General features: G+C 69.0%; 14 protein-coding genes and 1 pseudogene. 7 read left to right on the top strand and 8 right to left on the bottom strand.

The features are described from left to right. Positions 1–125: pseudogene (locus tag Q0L11_RS22660) on the top strand (alpha/beta hydrolase); the annotation flags it as partial. 2 nt (positions 126–127) lie between these two features. After that, complete coding sequence (locus Q0L11_RS22655; protein ID WP_296600327.1) at positions 128–505, top strand: DUF4440 domain-containing protein; 378 nt, start codon at positions 128–130, stop codon at positions 503–505. 265 nt (positions 506–770) lie between these two features. Here Q0L11_RS22655 and Q0L11_RS22650 read toward each other — a convergent pair whose 3' ends face one another. From Q0L11_RS22650 to Q0L11_RS22630, 5 genes are all read right to left on the bottom strand, one after another. Next, the gene (locus Q0L11_RS22650) at positions 771–2,330 is read right to left on the bottom strand and encodes a HAMP domain-containing sensor histidine kinase (RefSeq protein WP_296600325.1); all 1,560 of its coding nucleotides are present in this window, start codon (positions 2,328–2,330) and stop codon (positions 771–773) included. Next, positions 2,327–3,025, bottom strand: coding sequence for a response regulator transcription factor (locus Q0L11_RS22645; protein WP_296600324.1), 699 nt, complete (start codon positions 3,023–3,025; stop codon positions 2,327–2,329). Before Q0L11_RS22645 ends, Q0L11_RS22650 begins: the two co-directional genes overlap by 4 nt. A 5-nt stretch (positions 3,026–3,030) precedes the next feature. Next, complete coding sequence (locus Q0L11_RS22640) at positions 3,031–4,575, bottom strand: DUF4153 domain-containing protein (protein WP_296600323.1); 1,545 nt, start codon at positions 4,573–4,575, stop codon at positions 3,031–3,033. A gap of 116 nt (positions 4,576–4,691) precedes the next feature. After that, positions 4,692–6,485: an NAD(P)/FAD-dependent oxidoreductase gene (locus Q0L11_RS22635; protein ID WP_296600321.1), complete on the bottom strand. Its 1,794-nt coding sequence runs from the start codon at positions 6,483–6,485 to the stop codon at positions 4,692–4,694. Positions 6,486–6,557: 72 nt separating this feature from the next. Further along, positions 6,558–7,664, bottom strand: a complete 1,107-nt coding sequence (locus Q0L11_RS22630) for an anhydro-N-acetylmuramic acid kinase (RefSeq protein ID WP_296600320.1) — start codon at positions 7,662–7,664, stop codon at positions 6,558–6,560. 270 nt (positions 7,665–7,934) lie between these two features. Here Q0L11_RS22630 and tyrS point away from each other — a divergent pair, with 270 nt between their 5' ends. The 4 genes from tyrS (at position 7,935) to Q0L11_RS22610 (ending at position 11,438) form a co-directional block, all read left to right on the top strand. Next, positions 7,935–9,191 carry a tyrosine--tRNA ligase gene (gene tyrS, locus Q0L11_RS22625; RefSeq protein ID WP_296600328.1) on the top strand — a complete coding sequence of 419 codons (1,257 nt, stop codon included), beginning with the start codon at positions 7,935–7,937 and terminating at the stop codon, positions 9,189–9,191. 55 nt (positions 9,192–9,246) lie between these two features. Beyond that, positions 9,247–9,708 carry a peroxiredoxin gene (locus Q0L11_RS22620; RefSeq protein WP_296600318.1) on the top strand — a complete coding sequence of 154 codons (462 nt, stop codon included), beginning with the start codon at positions 9,247–9,249 and terminating at the stop codon, positions 9,706–9,708. Positions 9,709–9,883: 175 nt separating this feature from the next. Then, positions 9,884–11,041, top strand: coding sequence for a M23 family metallopeptidase (locus Q0L11_RS22615; RefSeq protein ID WP_296600316.1), 1,158 nt, complete (start codon positions 9,884–9,886; stop codon positions 11,039–11,041). Next, positions 11,019–11,438 (top strand): polymer-forming cytoskeletal protein, encoded by a 420-nt coding sequence (locus tag Q0L11_RS22610; protein WP_296600314.1) that lies wholly within the window; start codon positions 11,019–11,021, stop codon positions 11,436–11,438. Before Q0L11_RS22615 ends, Q0L11_RS22610 begins: the two co-directional genes overlap by 23 nt. 3 nt (positions 11,439–11,441) lie before the next feature. Here Q0L11_RS22610 and prfB read toward each other — a convergent pair. The 3 genes from prfB to Q0L11_RS22595 form a co-directional block, all read right to left on the bottom strand. Continuing rightward, positions 11,442–12,552 (bottom strand): peptide chain release factor 2 gene (gene prfB / locus Q0L11_RS22605; protein WP_296600313.1). Its coding sequence is split into 2 segments (ribosomal slippage): positions 11,442–12,482 and positions 12,484–12,552, totalling 1,110 coding nucleotides; the frame shifts between segments, so codons are not numbered across the junction. Between the two features lie 133 nt (positions 12,553–12,685). Further along, the gene (locus Q0L11_RS22600; RefSeq protein ID WP_296600311.1) at positions 12,686–15,121 is read right to left on the bottom strand and encodes a penicillin-binding protein 1A; all 2,436 of its coding nucleotides are present in this window, start codon (positions 15,119–15,121) and stop codon (positions 12,686–12,688) included. Between the two features lie 84 nt (positions 15,122–15,205). After that, the gene (locus Q0L11_RS22595) at positions 15,206–16,351 is read right to left on the bottom strand and encodes an N-acetylmuramoyl-L-alanine amidase (protein ID WP_296600310.1); all 1,146 of its coding nucleotides are present in this window, start codon (positions 16,349–16,351) and stop codon (positions 15,206–15,208) included. 502 nt (positions 16,352–16,853) lie between these two features. Here Q0L11_RS22595 and Q0L11_RS22590 point away from each other — a divergent pair. Further along, the coding region (locus Q0L11_RS22590; RefSeq protein ID WP_296600309.1) for a ribonuclease E/G at positions 16,854–17,505 on the top strand (652 nt) is incomplete at its 3' end.

Raw genomic sequence — 17,505 nt, 5'->3', positions numbered from 1 at the left:
AGGGCATCGTGATCGACTACGACGTGGTCGAGGGCGCCAGCCACTTCTGGATGGAGAACCTGCCCGACGTTGAAAGCCGGGTAGGCGCCTACCTCGACAAGCGCCTGGCCGCCAACCCGGCCTGACCATGGCCACCGCGCCGGAGGACGCCATCCGCGCGCGGCGGAAGTTGACCAACAAGCTGATCGCGGGCCACGAGGCGGCGCGGCTGAAGCCCTTCTTCCTGCCCGACGTGAAGCTGATCGTCGGCGACGGCGACCTGATCCTGGGCGCCGAGCAGGTCGTCGCAGCGTTCGCGGCGCAGTTCGCGGACCCCGCCTTCAAGACGTATGTGCGCGAGACCGAGGCCGTGGCGCTGGACCGTGACGGCGCCCGCGCCGCCGAGCACGGGCGCTGGACAGGCGTCTGGCGCGATCGCGAGATGTCCGGGACCTACCTGGCCGTCTGGCGCAAGGTCACCGGCCAGTGGGCGATCGAGAGCGAGCTGTACGTCACCCTCAGCTAGAACCAGCGCCGCTGAGTACGCTCTAGCGCGCCCGCCACGTGGGCGACAAAGGCGGCCGACCGTCGCGCCGTGCTGCGATCGAGGTCGAGTCCCCGGAACAGCGCAACGTCGGCGCTGGCCGGCCGCCAGGAAGAAGCCGCTGCGACGGTCCCGGGGGAGAGGGAGAGACCGCCGGACGTGGGGGTTGTGGGCTCGTCCATGGTCGAAAGATGCCGAGCCGGCTTGCAGACCGGCCGTCGCCGCGTGTGGAGATTCCGTGCAGATGTCAGTCGGCGCGCGGCAGCGTCACCCGGAACGCCGCGCCCTTGCCGGCGGCGACCAGCTCTATTCGTCCCTGGCTCGCGGCCAGCAGCGATCGCGCGATGGGCAGCCCGAGCCCCGTGCCACCCTCCGCCCGGCGACTGGTGAAGAACGGCTCAAACAGCCGCTCGCGGTCGGCCTCGGGCACGCCGGGACCGTCGTCGCTCACGGTCAACACCACCTCTTCGACACCCGGCGTAGCTTCCACACGGGCGCGCGTGGCGCCCGCCTGCCGGGCGTTCTGGAGAAGGATGGTCAGGACGCTCTCCAACGTCGTGAGAGGCGCTCCGACCGGCGGCACATCGCGCGGAACGTCCACCTCCACCGGGAAGCCGGCCGCGTCGGCCGCCCGCCGCGCGGGTTCGCTCAGGTCCGTGGCCGCCCCGGCCTCGGGCGTCGCCATGTCCGCCCGCGCCAGGTCGAGCAGCCGCGTGACGAGCTGGGACAGCCGGTCCGAGTCGCCCGCGATGTTGTCCAGGAACCGCCGGCGTTCCGCCGGCGACATGGTCTCGAAGTGGTCCTGCAGCAGCTCGACCGCGCCGGTGATGCCCGCGAGCGGGGTCTTGAACTCATGGCTGACCGCAGCGGCGAAGTCCCGCAGATAGCCGCTGCGGCGTTCGATCGCCTCGGCCATCGCCCGGAAGTCCTCGTAGAGGTCCCGGATCTCCACCGCCGCGGTTCGCGGCGTGCGGGGAATTTCCCCGCCGCCACCCGCGACCTGGCGTGAGGCCGCGCTCAGCCGCTCGATCGGCAGGGTCACGCCGCGGGCGATGAGTCCCGACAACAGGACCAGCAGGCCCAGGATCACCGCCCCTGCCAGCGCGAACTTGCCCCGGTCCTCGTAGAGGCCGCGGAACAGGGCCCGCGGCGAGCGCGAGAGCAGGACGACACCTTCCACCTTGCCGCCGACGACGATCGGCCGCGCGTGATGGAGGCGGATGCCGGACGCCTTGCTGAGCCACTCGAAGCGATAGATCGGCCGGTAGTCGCCATTCTCGCGGAGCACCGTGCGCGGACGCCCGGACAGGGCGGCGCGCACCTCGGGCAGGCCAGAGTAGTCCTCGCCCTCGGGTGAAACGCCCCGCCGGTCCAGGATCACGGCCGAAGCCAGGGTCGTGCGCGTCGTACGCTCGACGATCGGCTCCAGCTCGGCGGCCACTCGCACCGCATCGCGCTCCATCGGCCGCCTCGCCTGTGGCGGGGCCGGGCGCTCGGGCAGCACGGCGTCCCGACTCAAGTCGATCGTGGTGAACTCGGGATGGAAGTAGCCTTCGGGAGGCTTTAAAGGCCGGGGCGCAGGCGCCGGCGCGCCCGGCCAGCCGATACTGCCCACCGCCGCCAGGGCCGCCCCCTGGGCGACCAGTTCGGCCTCGGTCTGCCGGACCAGGGTGTTCTCATAGACGCGCAGCGAGATCGCGCCGATCGCCGGCATCGCCGCAGCGAACAGCAGCACGCCCAGCAGGATCGTACGTAGGCGCAGCGCCGGCCAGTACGGCGCGACCAGATCCTTGATGCGCTCGATCAAGCCGCCTGACCGAGGCAAGGTCCGAGCCGGTATCCGACGCCCGCCCGCGTCTCGACGACGTCGTGGCCGCCCAGGGCGGCGAACTTGCCGCGCAGGTTGCGCACGTGGCTGTCGATAGTGCGGTCGGTGATGGCGAAGCCGGGTCCGTGCAGGCGGTCGATGATGGCGTCACGGCTGAACACGCGGGTCGGCGCCCCCAACAGGATGCGCAGGATGCCGAATTCGGTGACGGTCAGCGCCGCCTCGGTCTGGTCCCAGCGCGCGATCCAGCTTTCCGGATCCAGGCTGAGCTTGCCGTGCGCCATCGTCGCATCGGCGGCCGGCGGCGCGGCGGCGCGGGCCCGACGCAGGATCGCCTGCACCCGCGCGGTCACCTCGCGGGGACTGAACGGCTTCACGACGTAGTCGTCGGCGCCCAGCTCGATGCCCAGGATGCGGTCGATCTCGTCGTCGCGGGACGAGAGGAACAGGATCGGGATGTCGCCCTGCGCGCGCAGCCGGCGGCACACTTCCAGCCCGTCCAGCTTGGGCATGTTGATGTCGAGCACCACCAGATCGGGCCGCTGCTGGGCCACCGACGCAAGCGCCGCCTCGCCGTCTTCGGCTTCGCGCGCGGCGAGGCCGGCCTTCTCCAGCGCGAAGACCAGGAGCTGGCGGATGTGCGGATCGTCGTCGACGACGAGGACCTGGGGCATGGGCGTCATGTTCCGGGGTTCGGGGTGGGCGTCAATGGCGGGGCGGGCTTCGCAACGGCCGGCGGCGTGTAGAGGCCGCTGCAGTCTCGCCCGCGACGGTCCGGCCAACGCGGCGTCTCGTACGTGGTCAGCCAGGTCCACTGCAGCCGACGCGCGTCGCGCCAACGCCATGTCCGCCAGTGCGCCTGTTTATCCGCGACCTCAGCTTGAATCACGCGACGCGTGTAGCGGACGCGATCCTGGAAGTCGGGCGGAACCGCCGACATCTCCAGTTTCGCCAGAGATACGAGCGCGGCGCCCTTGAGGCTGCGCATGTAGCAGAGGTCGAGCGCTACACCCTGGCCGCCCGCGTCCCGCGCGTGCCGCACGTTCCAGGCCGCTGCGACGGCGCCCAGGTCGACAACGCAGCAACCGCCCAAGACGAGGCCCGCGGCCAGCAGGTTCGTGTTGATCAGCCAACTCGAGCTCTTGCCACGCAGCATGCGCCAGCAGATCAGCACCAGTCCGACAGCCACCAGCCCCATCCAGAGTAGCGCGGCGATGCGGGTGCGGGTCAGGGAATAGGCCTCGATGTAGTCGAGGGTGCGCAGGGCCGTTGACGCCACCAGGAACAGGTTCTGCGCCACCCAGATCACCACCAGGTTCCGCACGCTCCGATCTCGCGACGTCGGCGAACCGGGCTGCAGGAACACAAGCACGAACAGACCCGCCAGAAGCGCGGTGGCGATCAGCGGATAGGCGCCGCGGTGCGCGTAGTCGGCGAAGGTGACCCCCTTCGGGAGTCCCGCGCCGCTCCACAGGAACACCAGGTCCAGGCCGTTCTGCAGCAGGAACACCACGTTGAAGACCGCCAGCGACACGGCGATCGACGCCGTGGTGACACCCGGCAGGTCGAGGGCCCGGTCGAAGGCCGGGGTCGCCAGCGTCCGGCGCACGCCGCGCGGCCGCAGCAGCGCCCAGACCGGAACAGAGAGGACCAGCCAGAAGGCGATCCGCCCAACGTCCAGCTCCGGCAGGCTCAAAACGGAGAACGCCTGGCCGATCACCGGATTGGCCGCCGCGAACAGCGAGAGGAAGACCGCGCCGCCCACCACCGGCAGGACGGCGCCCACCAGCGCGATGGCGATGCGGACCGGTCCCTTACGGGCCCGCGCTTTCAGAACTTCGGCGAGGTCCTGGATCGGGCCGACGATGCTCTTCAGGCCAGCGACGACCAGGCGCTGGAGCCAGCGCCAGCCGTCGTCCCCTCGCCCGGCGCGCGGCGCCAGCACCGCCACGCCCATGGCCAGCAGAAAGCCCAGCCAGCCAACCACCGTCGCTCGCTCGATCTGCAGCACGGCCAGCGACGAGGCCAGGCCCAGCGCCAGGCTGGCGAGCTTCGACAGTCGGATCGCCGGCAAGGCCAGGGCCACGGCCAGGACCGTCGCCAGCCCGAACAGCCCGAGGTTGGCCCCTAGGCCCTCGGCCTCGAACAGCAGCACGTCACCCGCGGCCACCAGCGCCATCGCCAGGCCGAGCTTGATCCAGAAGGTCGGAAGCCGCGCAGACATGCGGAGGTCCCCTGTTGCGGAGACCTTCCTAGGACGTCTTCGTCATGCCGCGCCCGAGCCGCCGTCCGCAGGCGGCCCGGTTCATGTGCAGTTGTCGTGCAGACTGTTCAGCAGGCCTAGGGGGTGAGTTCCAGTCCCTTCAGCGAGCCCTCCGCGCGCCAGTCCTCCAGCACCTTCGTGAAGGCGACCGGCCCGGCGCCGTACGACCCGTTCTTGACGGTCATAGCCTCGGGCTTCCCTTCATTGTTGTAGTAGCCGGGCGTGCATTCCTTCAGGAACGCCTCGCGCATAACCGCCAGCTTCACGATAGTGTCCACCCACGCCTGCTCGGCGTCTTGGGACGGCTCCACGGTCCGCGCCTGGCGCTCCTGCGCGCTCTTAACGAGATAGGCGATGTGCTTCGTCTGCTCGTTGATCATGTGCGGGAAGTTGGCGCTGAAGCCCGACTGCACGTTCGAGACGATGAAGCAGTTCGGGAAGCCGCGACTGAGCACCCCGTGCAGGGTTTCGGCGCCGTCCTTCCACTTCTGCGTCAGGGTCTGCCCGCCCCGCCCATAGAGCTCGTAGCCGGACCGGCGTGTGTAGTCGGTGCCGACCTCGAAGCCGGTGGCGTAGATCAGGCAGTCGACCTCGTAGGCCTTGCCGTCAACGACCACCGCGTTCTCGGTGATGCGCTCGACGCCGCGCCCGTCGGTGTCGATCAGGTGGACGTTCTCACGGTTGAACGTGGGCAGGTATTCGTCGTGGAAGCACGGTCGCTTGCAGAACTGGTTGTACCAGGGCTTCAGCGCCTCGGCGTCCTTCGGGTCCCGGACCACGCTGTCCACGCGGGCGCGGACCTGCTCCATCTTCTTGAAGTCGGCGAGCTGCATCAGCTCGGCGGGGTTCTCCACCTTCTCGCCGGCTTCCGCCTTGCGGCGGGCGAGCAGCAGGATGTTCCCGATGATGTCGGTCCAGCCGTCGTTGACCAAGTCCTTGTCCGCGAAGCCGCCGGAGACGAGGACGTTGAAGTTATCCATCCGCTCCTGCTGCCAGCCGGGCTGCAGGCTCGCGGCCCAGTCGGGGTCGGTCGGGCGGTTGTTGCGTACGTCGATGGACGATGGCGTGCGCTGGAAGACGTAGAGTTCCTTCGCCCATTCGCCCAGGTGCGGGATGCACTGCACCGCCGTGGCGCCCGTGCCGATGATGCCGACGCGCTTGTCCTTGAGATTGACCAGGCCGCCGTTGGAGTCGCCGCCCGTATAGGCGTAGTCCCAGCGGCTGGTGTGGAAGCTGTGCCCCTTGAAACCCTCGACGCCGGGGATGCCCGGCAGCTTCGGACGATGCAGCGGACCGTTCGCCATCACCACGAAGCGGGCCTTGAGGGCGTCGCCGCGGTTGGTCTTCACAATCCAGCGTGACAAGTCCTCGTCCCAGCGCAGCTCGGTGACTTCGGTCTGGAACAAGGCGCCCTTGTAGAGGTCGAACTTCTCGCCGATCGCCCGGCTGTGGCGCAGGATTTCCGGCGCGCGGCTGTACTTCTCGGCCGGCATGTAGCCGACCTCCTCCAGCAGCGGCAGGTAGATGTAGCTCTCGATGTCGCAGGCCGCGCCGGGATAGCGGTTCCAGTACCAGGTGCCGCCGAAGTCGCCGCCCTTCTCGATCAGCCGGATATCCTCGACGCCAGCCTCACGCAGGCGCGCGCCGGCCAGCAAGCCGCCAAAGCCGCCGCCGATCACCACGACCTCGACGTCGTCGCTCAGCGGCGCGCGCTCGATGGGCTGGACGTAAGGGTCCTCGAGATAGTGGGCGAACTGTCCGGCGATCTCGACGTACTGCTCGGAGCCGTCGGTCCGGATGCGGCGATCCCGCTCGGCCCGGTACTTGTCGCGAAGCGCATTCGGGTCGAAGCCCAGGTCGTCCGCCGCCATCGTCTTCCTCCGCCTTCGTTATCAGCGTTCAGCGTGCCGAACGGGCGTTTGAATGGCAAGCGCGACGTGGCGTCAGGGCCGGACGATGCGTCCTCCGGTCATCGGAGCAGGAACGCCCGTGGTCTTCGGGAACGAGATCGGCAGGCCGCGGAACGCACGCGCGGCCAGGTAGGCGAAGGCCTCGGCCTCGATAGAGTCTCCGCGCCAGCCATGGTCCTCGGCCGTCTTCACCGGCATCGGCAGGCGCTCGGCCAGGGCCTTCATGATCTCCGGGTTGTGCCGGCCGCCGCCGCAGACGATCACCTCGGTGGGGGCCGCGCCCATCATGTCGAACCCCGCCTTCACGGCTTCGGCGGTGAAGGCGACGAGGGTCGCGGCCGCGTCCTCGAGCTGCAGAGGCTCGAGCGGGTCCAGCGAGAAGTCGAAACGATCCAGCGATTTCGGCGGCGGCGCCTGGAAGTATGGGTGGGCCAGCAGCGCCCGAACCACGCCTTCATCGACGCGGCCGACACTCGCGTACTTGCCGCCGGCGTCATAGCGCCCGGCCCCGCGGGCCTGCACCAGCAGGTCGATCATTCCGTTGCCGGGGCCGGTATCGAAGGCGGCGATGTCGTCGCCGCCGGTCCAGAAGGTGACGTTGGCCACCCCGCCCACGTTCAGCACCGCCAGCGGCGCCTGCAGCCCCGAGGCCCTGGCCCGCGCCAGGTGGTAGATCGGCGCCAGCGGCGCGCCCTCCCCGCCTGCCGCGACGTCGGCCGTGCGGAAATCGTACGCTACCGGCCGTCCGCTCAGCCGCGCCAGCATCTGCGCATCCCCAAGCTGCACGGTTCGGCCCGGAACGCCGTCCTTAGGCCGCTCGTGCAACACTGTCTGGCCGTGCATGCCGATGAGGTCCAGGTCAGGCCAGGACACGCCTGCATCGTGCAGGAACGCCTCCGCCGCGGCATGATGCTCCTCGGCGACCATCTCGGCCGCGTGGCGGAACAGCGCCGGCTCCGGCGCACCCCGTTCCCACTGCAGCGCCTGTTGCGTGGCTTCGAGGAGGACGTTGCGGGTGGCGTCGCTCAGCTTGCGTTCGCCAGCCGGCCCAAAAGCCTGGATCGCCTCGCCGTCGGTCTCCAGGATCGCCATGTCGACGGCGTCCAGCGAAGTCCCGGTCATGAATCCCAGCACGAGCATGACCGTTGACTGCCATGACCCGCGCCGGGTAGCTAGCCCGCCATGATCGGTCCCGCCGCCAACACCGGCCGCTATTACCGCCTGCCCTACTAGCAGGCGACCGATCCCACGCGCCTGCCCTTCCCGGCCGGCGCATCCCGACATTCCTCGAAGACGCCGGCCTCCTCTCGATCCAAGGAGCCTGCCATGTCCCTCGAAATCCTCTCCGCCGACGTGCTAGAGCGCGGCCAGCGAAGCCACGACAGTCCTGCTCACGAGATCCAGCCGCCGATGACCGACGCCGCCTTCAAGTCCGAATTCCTGCGCGTGATGCAGGCCCGCGGCTACATCCACCAGATCAGCCACCCGGAAGAACTGGACGCGGCCGCAGCGGGTGGGATCGTGACCGCCTACGTCGGCTTCGACGCCACCGCGCCAAGCCTGCATATCGGCAACCTGATCTCGATCATGATGCTGCGCCGCCTGCAGCAGACGGGCCACAAGCCGGTCGTGCTCATGGGCGGCGGTACGACTAAGGTGGGCGACCCCTCGGGCAAGGACGAGAGCCGCAAGCTGCTGACCGAGGCCGACATCGACGCCAACATCGCCAGCATCCGAACGGTCTTCGAGAAGTTCCTGACCTTCGGCGACGGCCCCACCGATGCGGTGATGGTCAACAACGACGACTGGCTTTCGAAGCTCGGCTACATCGAGTTCCTGCGTGAGTACGGTCCGCACTTCACCGTCAACCGCATGCTCACGTTCGACTCCGTCAAGCTCCGGCTGGAGCGAGAGCAGCCGCTGACCTTCCTCGAGTTCAACTACATGCTGATGCAGGCGGTCGACTTCCTGCACCTGAACCGCAACCGTGGCGTCCAGCTCCAGATGGGCGGCTCGGACCAGTGGGGCAACATCATAAATGGGGTCGAGCTGGTCCGGCGGATGGACCAGAAGGCGGCGTTCGCCCTGACCACGCCGCTGCTCACCACGGCCTCGGGCGCAAAGATGGGCAAGACCGCCGCCGGCGCCATGTGGCTGAACGCCGACATGCTGAGCCCTTACGACTACTGGCAGTTCTGGCGGAACGCCGACGACGCCGACGTGGGCAGGTTCCTGCGCCTGTTCACCGACCTGACCCTCGACGAAGTGGCGCGGCTGGAGAGCCTGCCGGGAGCCGAGATCAACGAGGCCAAGAAGGTGCTCGCCACCGAGGCCACGCGCATGCTGCACGGCGAGGCCGAGGCCCAGCGCGCCGCCGCCGCCGCCCAGACCGCCTTCGAGCAGGGCGGCGTCTCGGGCGACATGCCGACCCACGAGGTGGCCAAGGCCGAGCTCGACGCGGGCGTCCAACTCGCTGACCTGGCGGTCGCCGCGGGCCTGGCCGGCTCCAAGGGCGAGGCGCGCCGCCTGGCCCAGGGCGGCGGCCTGCGGGTCAACGACAAGGCGGAGACCGACGCCAACCGGCTCGTGACCTCGTCCGAACTGGTGGACGGCGTCGTGAAGCTGTCGGCCGGCAAGAAGAAGATCGTGTTGGTGAAGCCCGTCTAATCAACCGTCGCCCCGTCGGCGCCTGGCTGGCGGGGCGATACCGGAGAGACTTCGAATGGCTGATGTAATCGAAGGCGCCGTCGCGCCGGACTTCGATCTCGAGACCGCCGACGGCCGCGTGAAGCTGGCCGACTTCGCCGGGAAGGCGGTCGTCCTCTATTTCTATCCCAAGGACGACACGGCGGGGTGCACGCGCGAGGCCCAGGACTTCACGGCGCTGGCCGGGGAATTCAAGAAGGCCGGCGTCGCCGTGATCGGTGTCTCTAAGGACACCGTCGCCAAGCACCGCAAGTTCGCGGCCAAATACGACCTGGCCATCCCGCTCGGCTCCGACCCCGAGGGCGACGTCATCGCCCGCTACGGTTCGTGGGTGGAGAAGACGCTCTACGGCCGGCAGTACATGGGCATCGACCGCTCCACCTTCCTCATCAAGGACGGCAAGCTGGCGAAAATCTGGCGCAAGGTGAAAGTCCCCGGCCACGCCCAGCAGGTGCTGGACGCCGCCAAGGCGCTCTGAACCCGCTCAGGTTTCACAGACCGCGTTCTGTGAAAGCGCGCCGACTCGCCGATTAACGATGCGGGTTTCGCGGCAAGGCCACGCGTGGCGGACGATCCTGCCGCGAACGCCTTGCGCGTCGCAAAAAAGTCGTCGCATATCGCGAACTCCGAAAGGTTGGGGACTTCCGGAACGCATGCAACGTCTGGCGAAAATTGCCCGTTCGCTTGTGGAGCTGTTTCCGGAACGGCACCTCTACGTGCGCTCGGGCGGGGCCATGAAGGCTTTCGTCCTCACCACGCGAAAGCAGCTCATCATCGCCGGCGCAGTCGCCGGCGGCGCGCTGTGGATGGGCGTGTGCACCGCCGCCATGCTGGTGAACCTGCTCTCCGCCTCGTCCGCCGACCGCGAGATCGCCAAGCTGAAGGCGCAGTCGGAGCGCTATGTCGCCGACCGCCAGGCCCGCCTCGACAGCGCGATGGCCCGCCTCAACGCCGCGGGCAGTTCCGGCGCCGACGCCGCCGCCTCGATCGAGAAGCGCCACGCGGCCCTCGCCCTGTTGCTGACGGACGTGAAGGGCGCGCCTGGCGCCGCCGAAGCGCTCACGCCGGCGATCAATCGTGCGCTGGCAGGCCAGGACGCCAGCCCGGTGCGCCGGGTCGAAATGGTCCGGATCGGCCAGGAACAGTTGCTGGAGGCCGCGGACAGTTTCGCCAAGAGCCGCGCCGACCGGCTGCGGCTGGCCTTCCGCATGGCCGGCCTGTCGCCGTCGTCCTTCTCCGACGGCGCCGGCTCGCTGGGCGGCCCGCTGATCGAGTCGAAGGACCCGCGCGCGCTGGCCGCCGTGCTCGACGTGGACGACGATTTCGCGGTGCGCATCCAGCGCGCGGCCCGGGACCTGTCCGAAGCCAAGGCGCTGGCCGCGGCGGCCAACGATCTGCCCCTCGCGCGGCCCACGTCGAACACCCAGCAGACCAGCGGCTTCGGCGTGCGCTTCGACCCCTTCACGCGCCGACCGGCCTACCATTCCGGCCTAGACTTCAGCGGCGGCTATGCCACGCCGATTTATTCGACCGGCCCCGGGGTCGTCGCCTACGTCGGCCAGCGCTCGGGCTACGGTAACGTCGTCGAGATCGACCACGGCCGGGGTCTCAAGACCCGCTATGCGCACCTGTCTGGCTTCTCCGTGCAGCGGGGCCAGCGCGTAGCGATTGGGCAGCGCATCGCGTCCATGGGCTCCACGGGCCGATCGACTGGGACGCACCTGCACTATGAGGTATGGGTCAATGGTCGGGCCCAGAACCCGGGCCGCTTCCTGAAGGCCGGGCAGTATGTTCTCCAAGCCGCAGACTAAGGGCGCCGCAAGCGGCGAAGCCCCGCGCAAGCCCGCCGCCGCCTCGCTGGTGGCCGAGGGCGTCCGGATCAAGGGCGACATCGAGACCGCCGGCGACCTCCACCTGGATGGCGCCATCGACGGCGACCTTCGGGTAGGCCTGCTGATCATCGGCGAGAGCGGCAGCGTGACGGGCGCGATCCACGCCGACGCCATCGAGGTCAGGGGCCGCGTCACCGGCGTCATCTGCGCGCGCCGGGTCAAGCTATGGGCCACCGCCCGCGTCGACGGCGACATCAGCCACACCGAACTCGCCATCGAGGCCGGCGCCCATTTCGAGGGCCGCAGCCTGGCGCTGATCTCGCCCGAGACGCCCGCGCTGGAAGCGCCGGCGTCCCTCAGCGTCGCCGCCGAATAGGCCTCAGGCCCGGGTCGCGCCCACGCGCTGGGCCAGGGCGGCTCCCATGAACTCGTCCAGGTCGCCGTCCAGCACGCCCTGCGTGTCGGAGGTCTCCACGTCGGTCCGCAGGTCCTTCACCATCTGGTACGGCTGCAGCACGTAGCTGCGGATCTGGTGGCCCCAGCCGATGTCGGTCTTCTGCTCCTCGATCGCCGCCTGGGCCGCCTCGCGTTTCTCCAGTTCCACCTCGTAGAGCCGGGCGCGCAGCATCTTCCACGCCTGCTCCCGGTTCTGGTGCTGCGAGCGCTGGGTCTGGCACGCCACGGCGATCCCGGTAGGAATGTGCGTGAGGCGAACCGCCGAGTCCGTCTTGTTGATGTGCTGACCGCCGGCCCCCGAGGCGCGGTACGTGTCGGTGCGCACGTCGGACGGATTGATCTCGATCTCGATGTTGTCGTCGACAACCGGATAGACCCACACCGACGCGAAGCTGGTGTGCCGTTTGGCGGCCGCGTCGAAGGGCGAGATCCGCACGAGGCGATGGACCCCGGCCTCGGTCTTCAGCCAGCCATAGGCGTTGGTCCCCTTCACCTGCAGCGTGGCCGACTTGATGCCGGCCTGTTCGCCCGAGGTCTCTTCCAGGAAATCGACCTCCATCCCGTGGGCGTTGGCCCAGCGGGAGTACATGCGCAGCAGCATGCCGGCCCAGTCGTTGGACTCGGTGCCGCCGGCGCCGGAGTTGATTTCCACATAGGCGTCGTTGCCGTCGGCCTCGCCCGACAGTAGCGCCTCAAGCTCGGCGCGGCCGGCGCGTTCCTTGATCGCCTTCAGTTGGGCGCGGGCTTCCTCGAGGCTGGCTTCGTCGCCCTCCTCGTCGGCCATCTCGGCGTACCCCAGGGCGTCGGCCAGGTCGCGCTCCAGCGATTGCACGCCTTCGACCTGCGCCGACAGTCGCGAGCGCTCGCGACTGACCGCCTGGGCCTCGTCAGGCTTGTCCCACAGCGTCGGGTCTTCGACCCGCGCGTTCAGTTCGTCGAGCTTGCGGAGAGCAGGTTCCCAGTCAAAGACGCCTCCTGAGCAGTTCGATCGACTGCTCGATGTCGGCCTTGGCGGCCTCGACATCCGCTCTCATGGAGAGACTCCCAAAAATCCGGAGCGTGACAGTCCCAAGCGGGAGCCGGTTCGGCGGCCGTCACGCCCCAACGAAAAGGTTTGAGCCCAAGAAAGTCGGGCTCGGGGTCGCGGGCTCTACCGCGCACCGGGCCTCAGAACAAGTCGCTGAGGTCGTCCTTCTTCTTCGGAGGCGGCGCCTGCGGCGAGACCGCGGCGGCGGCGTTCGGCGCGCCCGTAATCTGGCCGTTCGGGAAGACCTGATTGTAGGGTTGCGGACCCGAGGGCGTGCCGGCGGCCCCCAGGGCCTGGCTCGACACCGACGGTTCGGTGCCGGGCCGGAACGCCTCGCGGATGCCGCGGATCATGGCGTACTTGGCGTTCGCGGGCGCCTTGAACGGCACGGGCGGCTTGTCCTTCAGCGCCTGGGTCATGAAGTCCACGAAGATCGGCACCGCGGCGACCGAGCCCGTCTCGTTGTTGCCCAGGCTGCGGTTGTCGTCGAAGCCGATGTAGACGCCCACCACCAGGTTCGGCGAGAAGCCCATGAACCAGGCCGAACGATAGTCGTTCGTCGTGCCGGTCTTGCCGCCCAGCGGCTTGCCGACGGACAGCGCCTGGGTCGCCGTACCGCGCTGGACCACGCCCTCGAGCATGGAGGTGATCTGGTAGGCGGTGATCGGATCCATCACCTGGTCGCCGGTGCGCGCGATGCGCGGGCTCTCGGCGTCGCCGAAGAAGCCGGCGTCGCAGCGGTCGCAGGGCCGACGGTCGGCGCGCCAGATGACCTTGCCGTTGCGGTCCTCGACCATCTCGATCAGGTGCGGCTGCACCAGCTTGCCGCCGTTGACGAACGTCGAGTAGGCCGCGGCCATCCGATAGGTCGTCGTCTCGCCCGCGCCTAGCGCCATGGCCAGCACGCGGTCCATCTTCTTGGTCACGCCCAGACGCTCGGCCATGGTGGCGATCTTGGCCATGCCGACGCTCTGGGCGAGGCGCACGGTCATCGTGTTGCGCGACAGCTCCAGGCCTTTGCGCAGCGTCAGCGCGCCGTAGTAGTCACGGCTGTAGTTTTCCGGGCTCCAGTCCTGGCCACCGTAGCCTTTCAGCGTGATCGGCGCGTCCAGCACCGTCGAGGCGGGCGTGTAGCCGCTCTCCAGCGCGGTGGCGTAGACGATCGGCTTGAACGACGAACCCGGCTGACGCAGCGCCTGCGTGGCCCGGTTGAAGCTGGACAGCGAGAAGGAATACCCGCCGACCATCGCCACCACGCGTCCCGAATAGGGCTCCATGGCCACCAGGGCGCCGTTCACCGCCGGCACCTGCTTCAGGCGGTAAGGGCCGCCGTCCTTGGGGGGCTCGACGAAGACGAGATCGCCTGCGCCGATGCCCTTCCCCGCCCGCGCCCAGGAGACGTCCTGGCCGGCGAGGCTGCCGGTGGCGCCGTCGATCGTCTGCACGGTCACCGAACCGCCGCTGGCGCCGGTCACCACGGCCCGCTTCCAGTCCTGGCGCTCGCGCGGCTTGACGGTCTTGCGCGCGACTTCCTGCCAGCCGGTCAGGGTAGTGACGTGGCCGAAAGCGCCGCGCCAGCCGTGGCGGCGATCGTAGGTCTCCAACCCCGTCATCAGGGCCTGCTTGGCGGCGCTCTGGAGCTGTGGGTCCAGCGTCGTGCGCATGTAGTAGCCGCCGGCGTTCAGGCGGTCGTCGCCCAGCTCCTTCATGTCGAGGGCGATCCGGCGCACCTCCTCCACGAAGTAGTCGGCGTCGCGGTACTGGGAGCGCGTGGGCGCGGCCTGGACCACCAGGTCCTCGGCCATGGCCTTCTTCGCCTCCTCGCGCGTGATCCAGCCCAGGTCGGCCATCTGGTCGATCACCCAGTTGCGCCGGGCGATCGCCTGCGCCTTGCGCCGGATCGGATGGTAGTTGTCGGGCCCCTTGGGCAGGGCGGCGAGGTAGGCGCTCTCGGCCAGCGTCAGCTCACTCACCGACTTGCCGAAGTAGTTGTAGGCGGCGGCGCCGACGCCGTACGAGCGATACCCCAGCCAGATTTCGTTCATGTAGAGCTCGAGGATCCGCTCCTTCGAGAGCGTCTGCTCGAGCTGCGAGGCGAGGATCGCCTCCTTCAGCTTGCGGCCCACCGTCTGCTCGTTCGAGAGCAGGATGTTCTTGGCCACCTGCTGGGTGATCGTCGAGCCGCCTTCCAGCCGGCGCCCCTGCGCCAGATTGACGACGTTCTTCATCTGGGCGCGCGCGAAGCCGCCCACGTCCACGCCGCCGTGCTTGAAGAAGCTGTGGTCTTCGGCGGCCAGGAACGCCTGCGCCGTCTGGGCGGGGATCGCGTCGTAGGGAACGAAGATCCGCCGCTCACGCGAGAACTCGCCGATCAGCGTGCCGTCCCAGGCATAGGCCCGCGTCGCGGTCGGCGGATGATAGTCCACCAAGTCGCTGGCGTCGGGCATGTCGTGGAACAGCCAGGCGGCGTAGACACCCACCGCCAGCGCGCCGAGCGCGATCAGGCCCAGGGCCGCCAGTCCGGCGATTCCCAGCCCGCGCCACCGCGGCCCGCCGGCGACGGGGGGCGGATTCAACTGAGACTGGCCGGGCGGGCGCTCCACCCGGGCTCGTCTAACCTGTGTTGGGGCGGGCGCCAACGCCCGCGCGCCGGGTCTGCGTCAGCGCGACGCGAGCTTCATCTGCTCGCCGAAGTGGGAATCGATGGCGCGGGCCACAGCGCCCATCAGGCGCTGACGGGCCGCCGGGTCGCGCAGCCGCGACTCGTCTTCGGGGTTGTTGACGAAGCCCATTTCCAGCAGCACCGCCGGCACGTCGGGCGCCAGCAGCACCATGAAGCCGGCGTCCCTGTGGCTGCGACGCAGCATCGGCGCCTTGCCCTCGATGTTCGAGACAAGCGTCTGGGCGAAGACCGCCGAGCTGTTGCGTGTCGCGCGCTGGGTCAGGTCGAAGAGGATGTCCCGCACGCCCTGGTCACCGGTCAGGCTGGCCTTCATGAACCAGTCGTCGGCGCTCACGAAACGCGCCGCGCGCGACGAGGCCTTGTCCGACAGGGTGTAGACGCTGGCGCCCTTCAGCGTGGTTTCGGGCGCGGAGTCCGAGTGCAGCGAGATGAACAGGTCGGCCCGCGCGCGCTGGGCGACACGGACCCGGTCCTCCAGCGGCACATAGACGTCCGTCGAGCGCGTCAGCACGACCTTGTAGCGACCGGTCTTGCCGAGTTGGTCCGCCAGCGACAGGGCCGCGGCCAGGTTGACGTCCTTCTCTACGCCCGCGACGCCCGAGGCGCCGATGTCGCGGCCACCGTGGCCGGCGTCGATCACGACCACCTTCTTCAGGGGCATGGCCGGCTTCTTCACCGGCAGGAACTGGGTGCGGATCTGGGTCGGCGGGCGAACCGCCGTCGTTGAGGTGGCGTTGACGGCGGCCGGCGCGCTCGCGGCCACGTCGATCACATAGCGGTAGTTGGCCACGCCGTCGGCCGGCGGCAGCAGGAACCGGCGCTTCAGCCTGGCGTCGCCCGCCAGATCGAGCTGCAGGCGCGCGCCGCCCTGGACCTGATCGACCGTCCAGGCCCGCACGACGCCCCGGCCCGCGCCCTGCTGGGCCTGTCCCGCGATGACGTTCGGCAACATCACCACCACGCGATGGTCGAGCGCGCCGTCCGAGACGATCCGCGCGCTGGTCGCGCCGTCCAGTTCGATGACGAGGCGGGTCTCGGCGGAATCGCCGCCCATCCGCACCTTGATGAGGCCTGCGGTCTCGGTGGCGGCGTGCCCCACCGCGAAGGCGGCGAGGCCGATCATGACGGCGCAAGAGGCCGCGACCGCGCGTCCCCTTCTGCTCGCCAACGCCGACTTGAGCCGCCCCAACATGCTAAAGCCCCGAAAACACGGAGATTCGCACAACGCGAACCGGTCACCCATATAGGCGCGGGCCCCGTGGACAAAGCGTTAACGAGGTCTTGCCAGCTTCCACGTCAGCGTGAGCGCGCGCTTTCCTTTTGAAGCCTGGTGTTGCAATGTCGCGCCGCGCGACGCCGGTGCGCCCGATCCGGGCCCGAACGCCACGCGACAAAACCAAGCCAGCGTCGGCTTCGACCGAGTATTCGGTGGCGACGCATCATCCGATCCGCCTCCTTCGGGATGCGCCTAGGAACACACCCGATGAGCTGCGCAGCTCGAGCCACCTTTGGCCCCAAGGCCTTCCGAACCGCCGTTTCCGGCGCGTCGGCGGTCTACGCGCGCGCTCTTCCCACAAGCAGGCAGCGCCCGGGCCACGTAGCCCCCGCGCGCCGCGGAGAGACTAATGCCCAAGACTATGTTGATCGATGCAGCCCACGCGGAAGAGACGCGTGTGGTGGTCGTCGACGGAAACCGCGTTGAAGAGTTCGATTTCGAGAGCCAGAACCGAAAGCAGCTTCGAGGCAATATCTATCTCGCCAAGGTGACGCGCGTTGAGCCGTCGCTGCAGGCGGCCTTCGTCGAGTACGGCGGCAACCGCCACGGCTTCCTGGCCTTCAACGAAATCCACCCCGACTACTACCAGATCCCGCTCGCCGACCGGGAAGCGCTGCTCCGCGAGGAAGCCGAGGACCACGACGACGACCGTCCCGAGCCCAAGGCCCGCAATCCCGAGGACGAGGACGACGTCGACCTCAACGGTTCGGACGACGAAGACGACGTCATGGAAGAAGAGCTGGCGCGCCGTCGCCGCCGGCTGATGCGCCGCTACAAGATCCAGGAAGTGATCCGCCGCCGGCAGATCATGCTGGTGCAGGTCGTCAAGGAAGAGCGCGGCAACAAGGGCGCGGCCCTGACCACCTACCTCTCCCTCGCCGGCCGCTACGGCGTGCTGATGCCGAACACGGCGCGCGGCGGCGGCATCAGCCGCAAAATCACCACGGCCACCGACCGCAAGCGCCTGAAGAGCGTCGTCTCCAGCCTGGAAGTGCCGCAGG

The sequence above is a fragment of the Phenylobacterium sp. genome, assembly GCF_024508875.1.
Lineage (GTDB): Bacteria > Pseudomonadota > Alphaproteobacteria > Caulobacterales > Caulobacteraceae > Phenylobacterium.
This window is presented reverse-complemented; position numbering and strand designations above follow the sequence as displayed.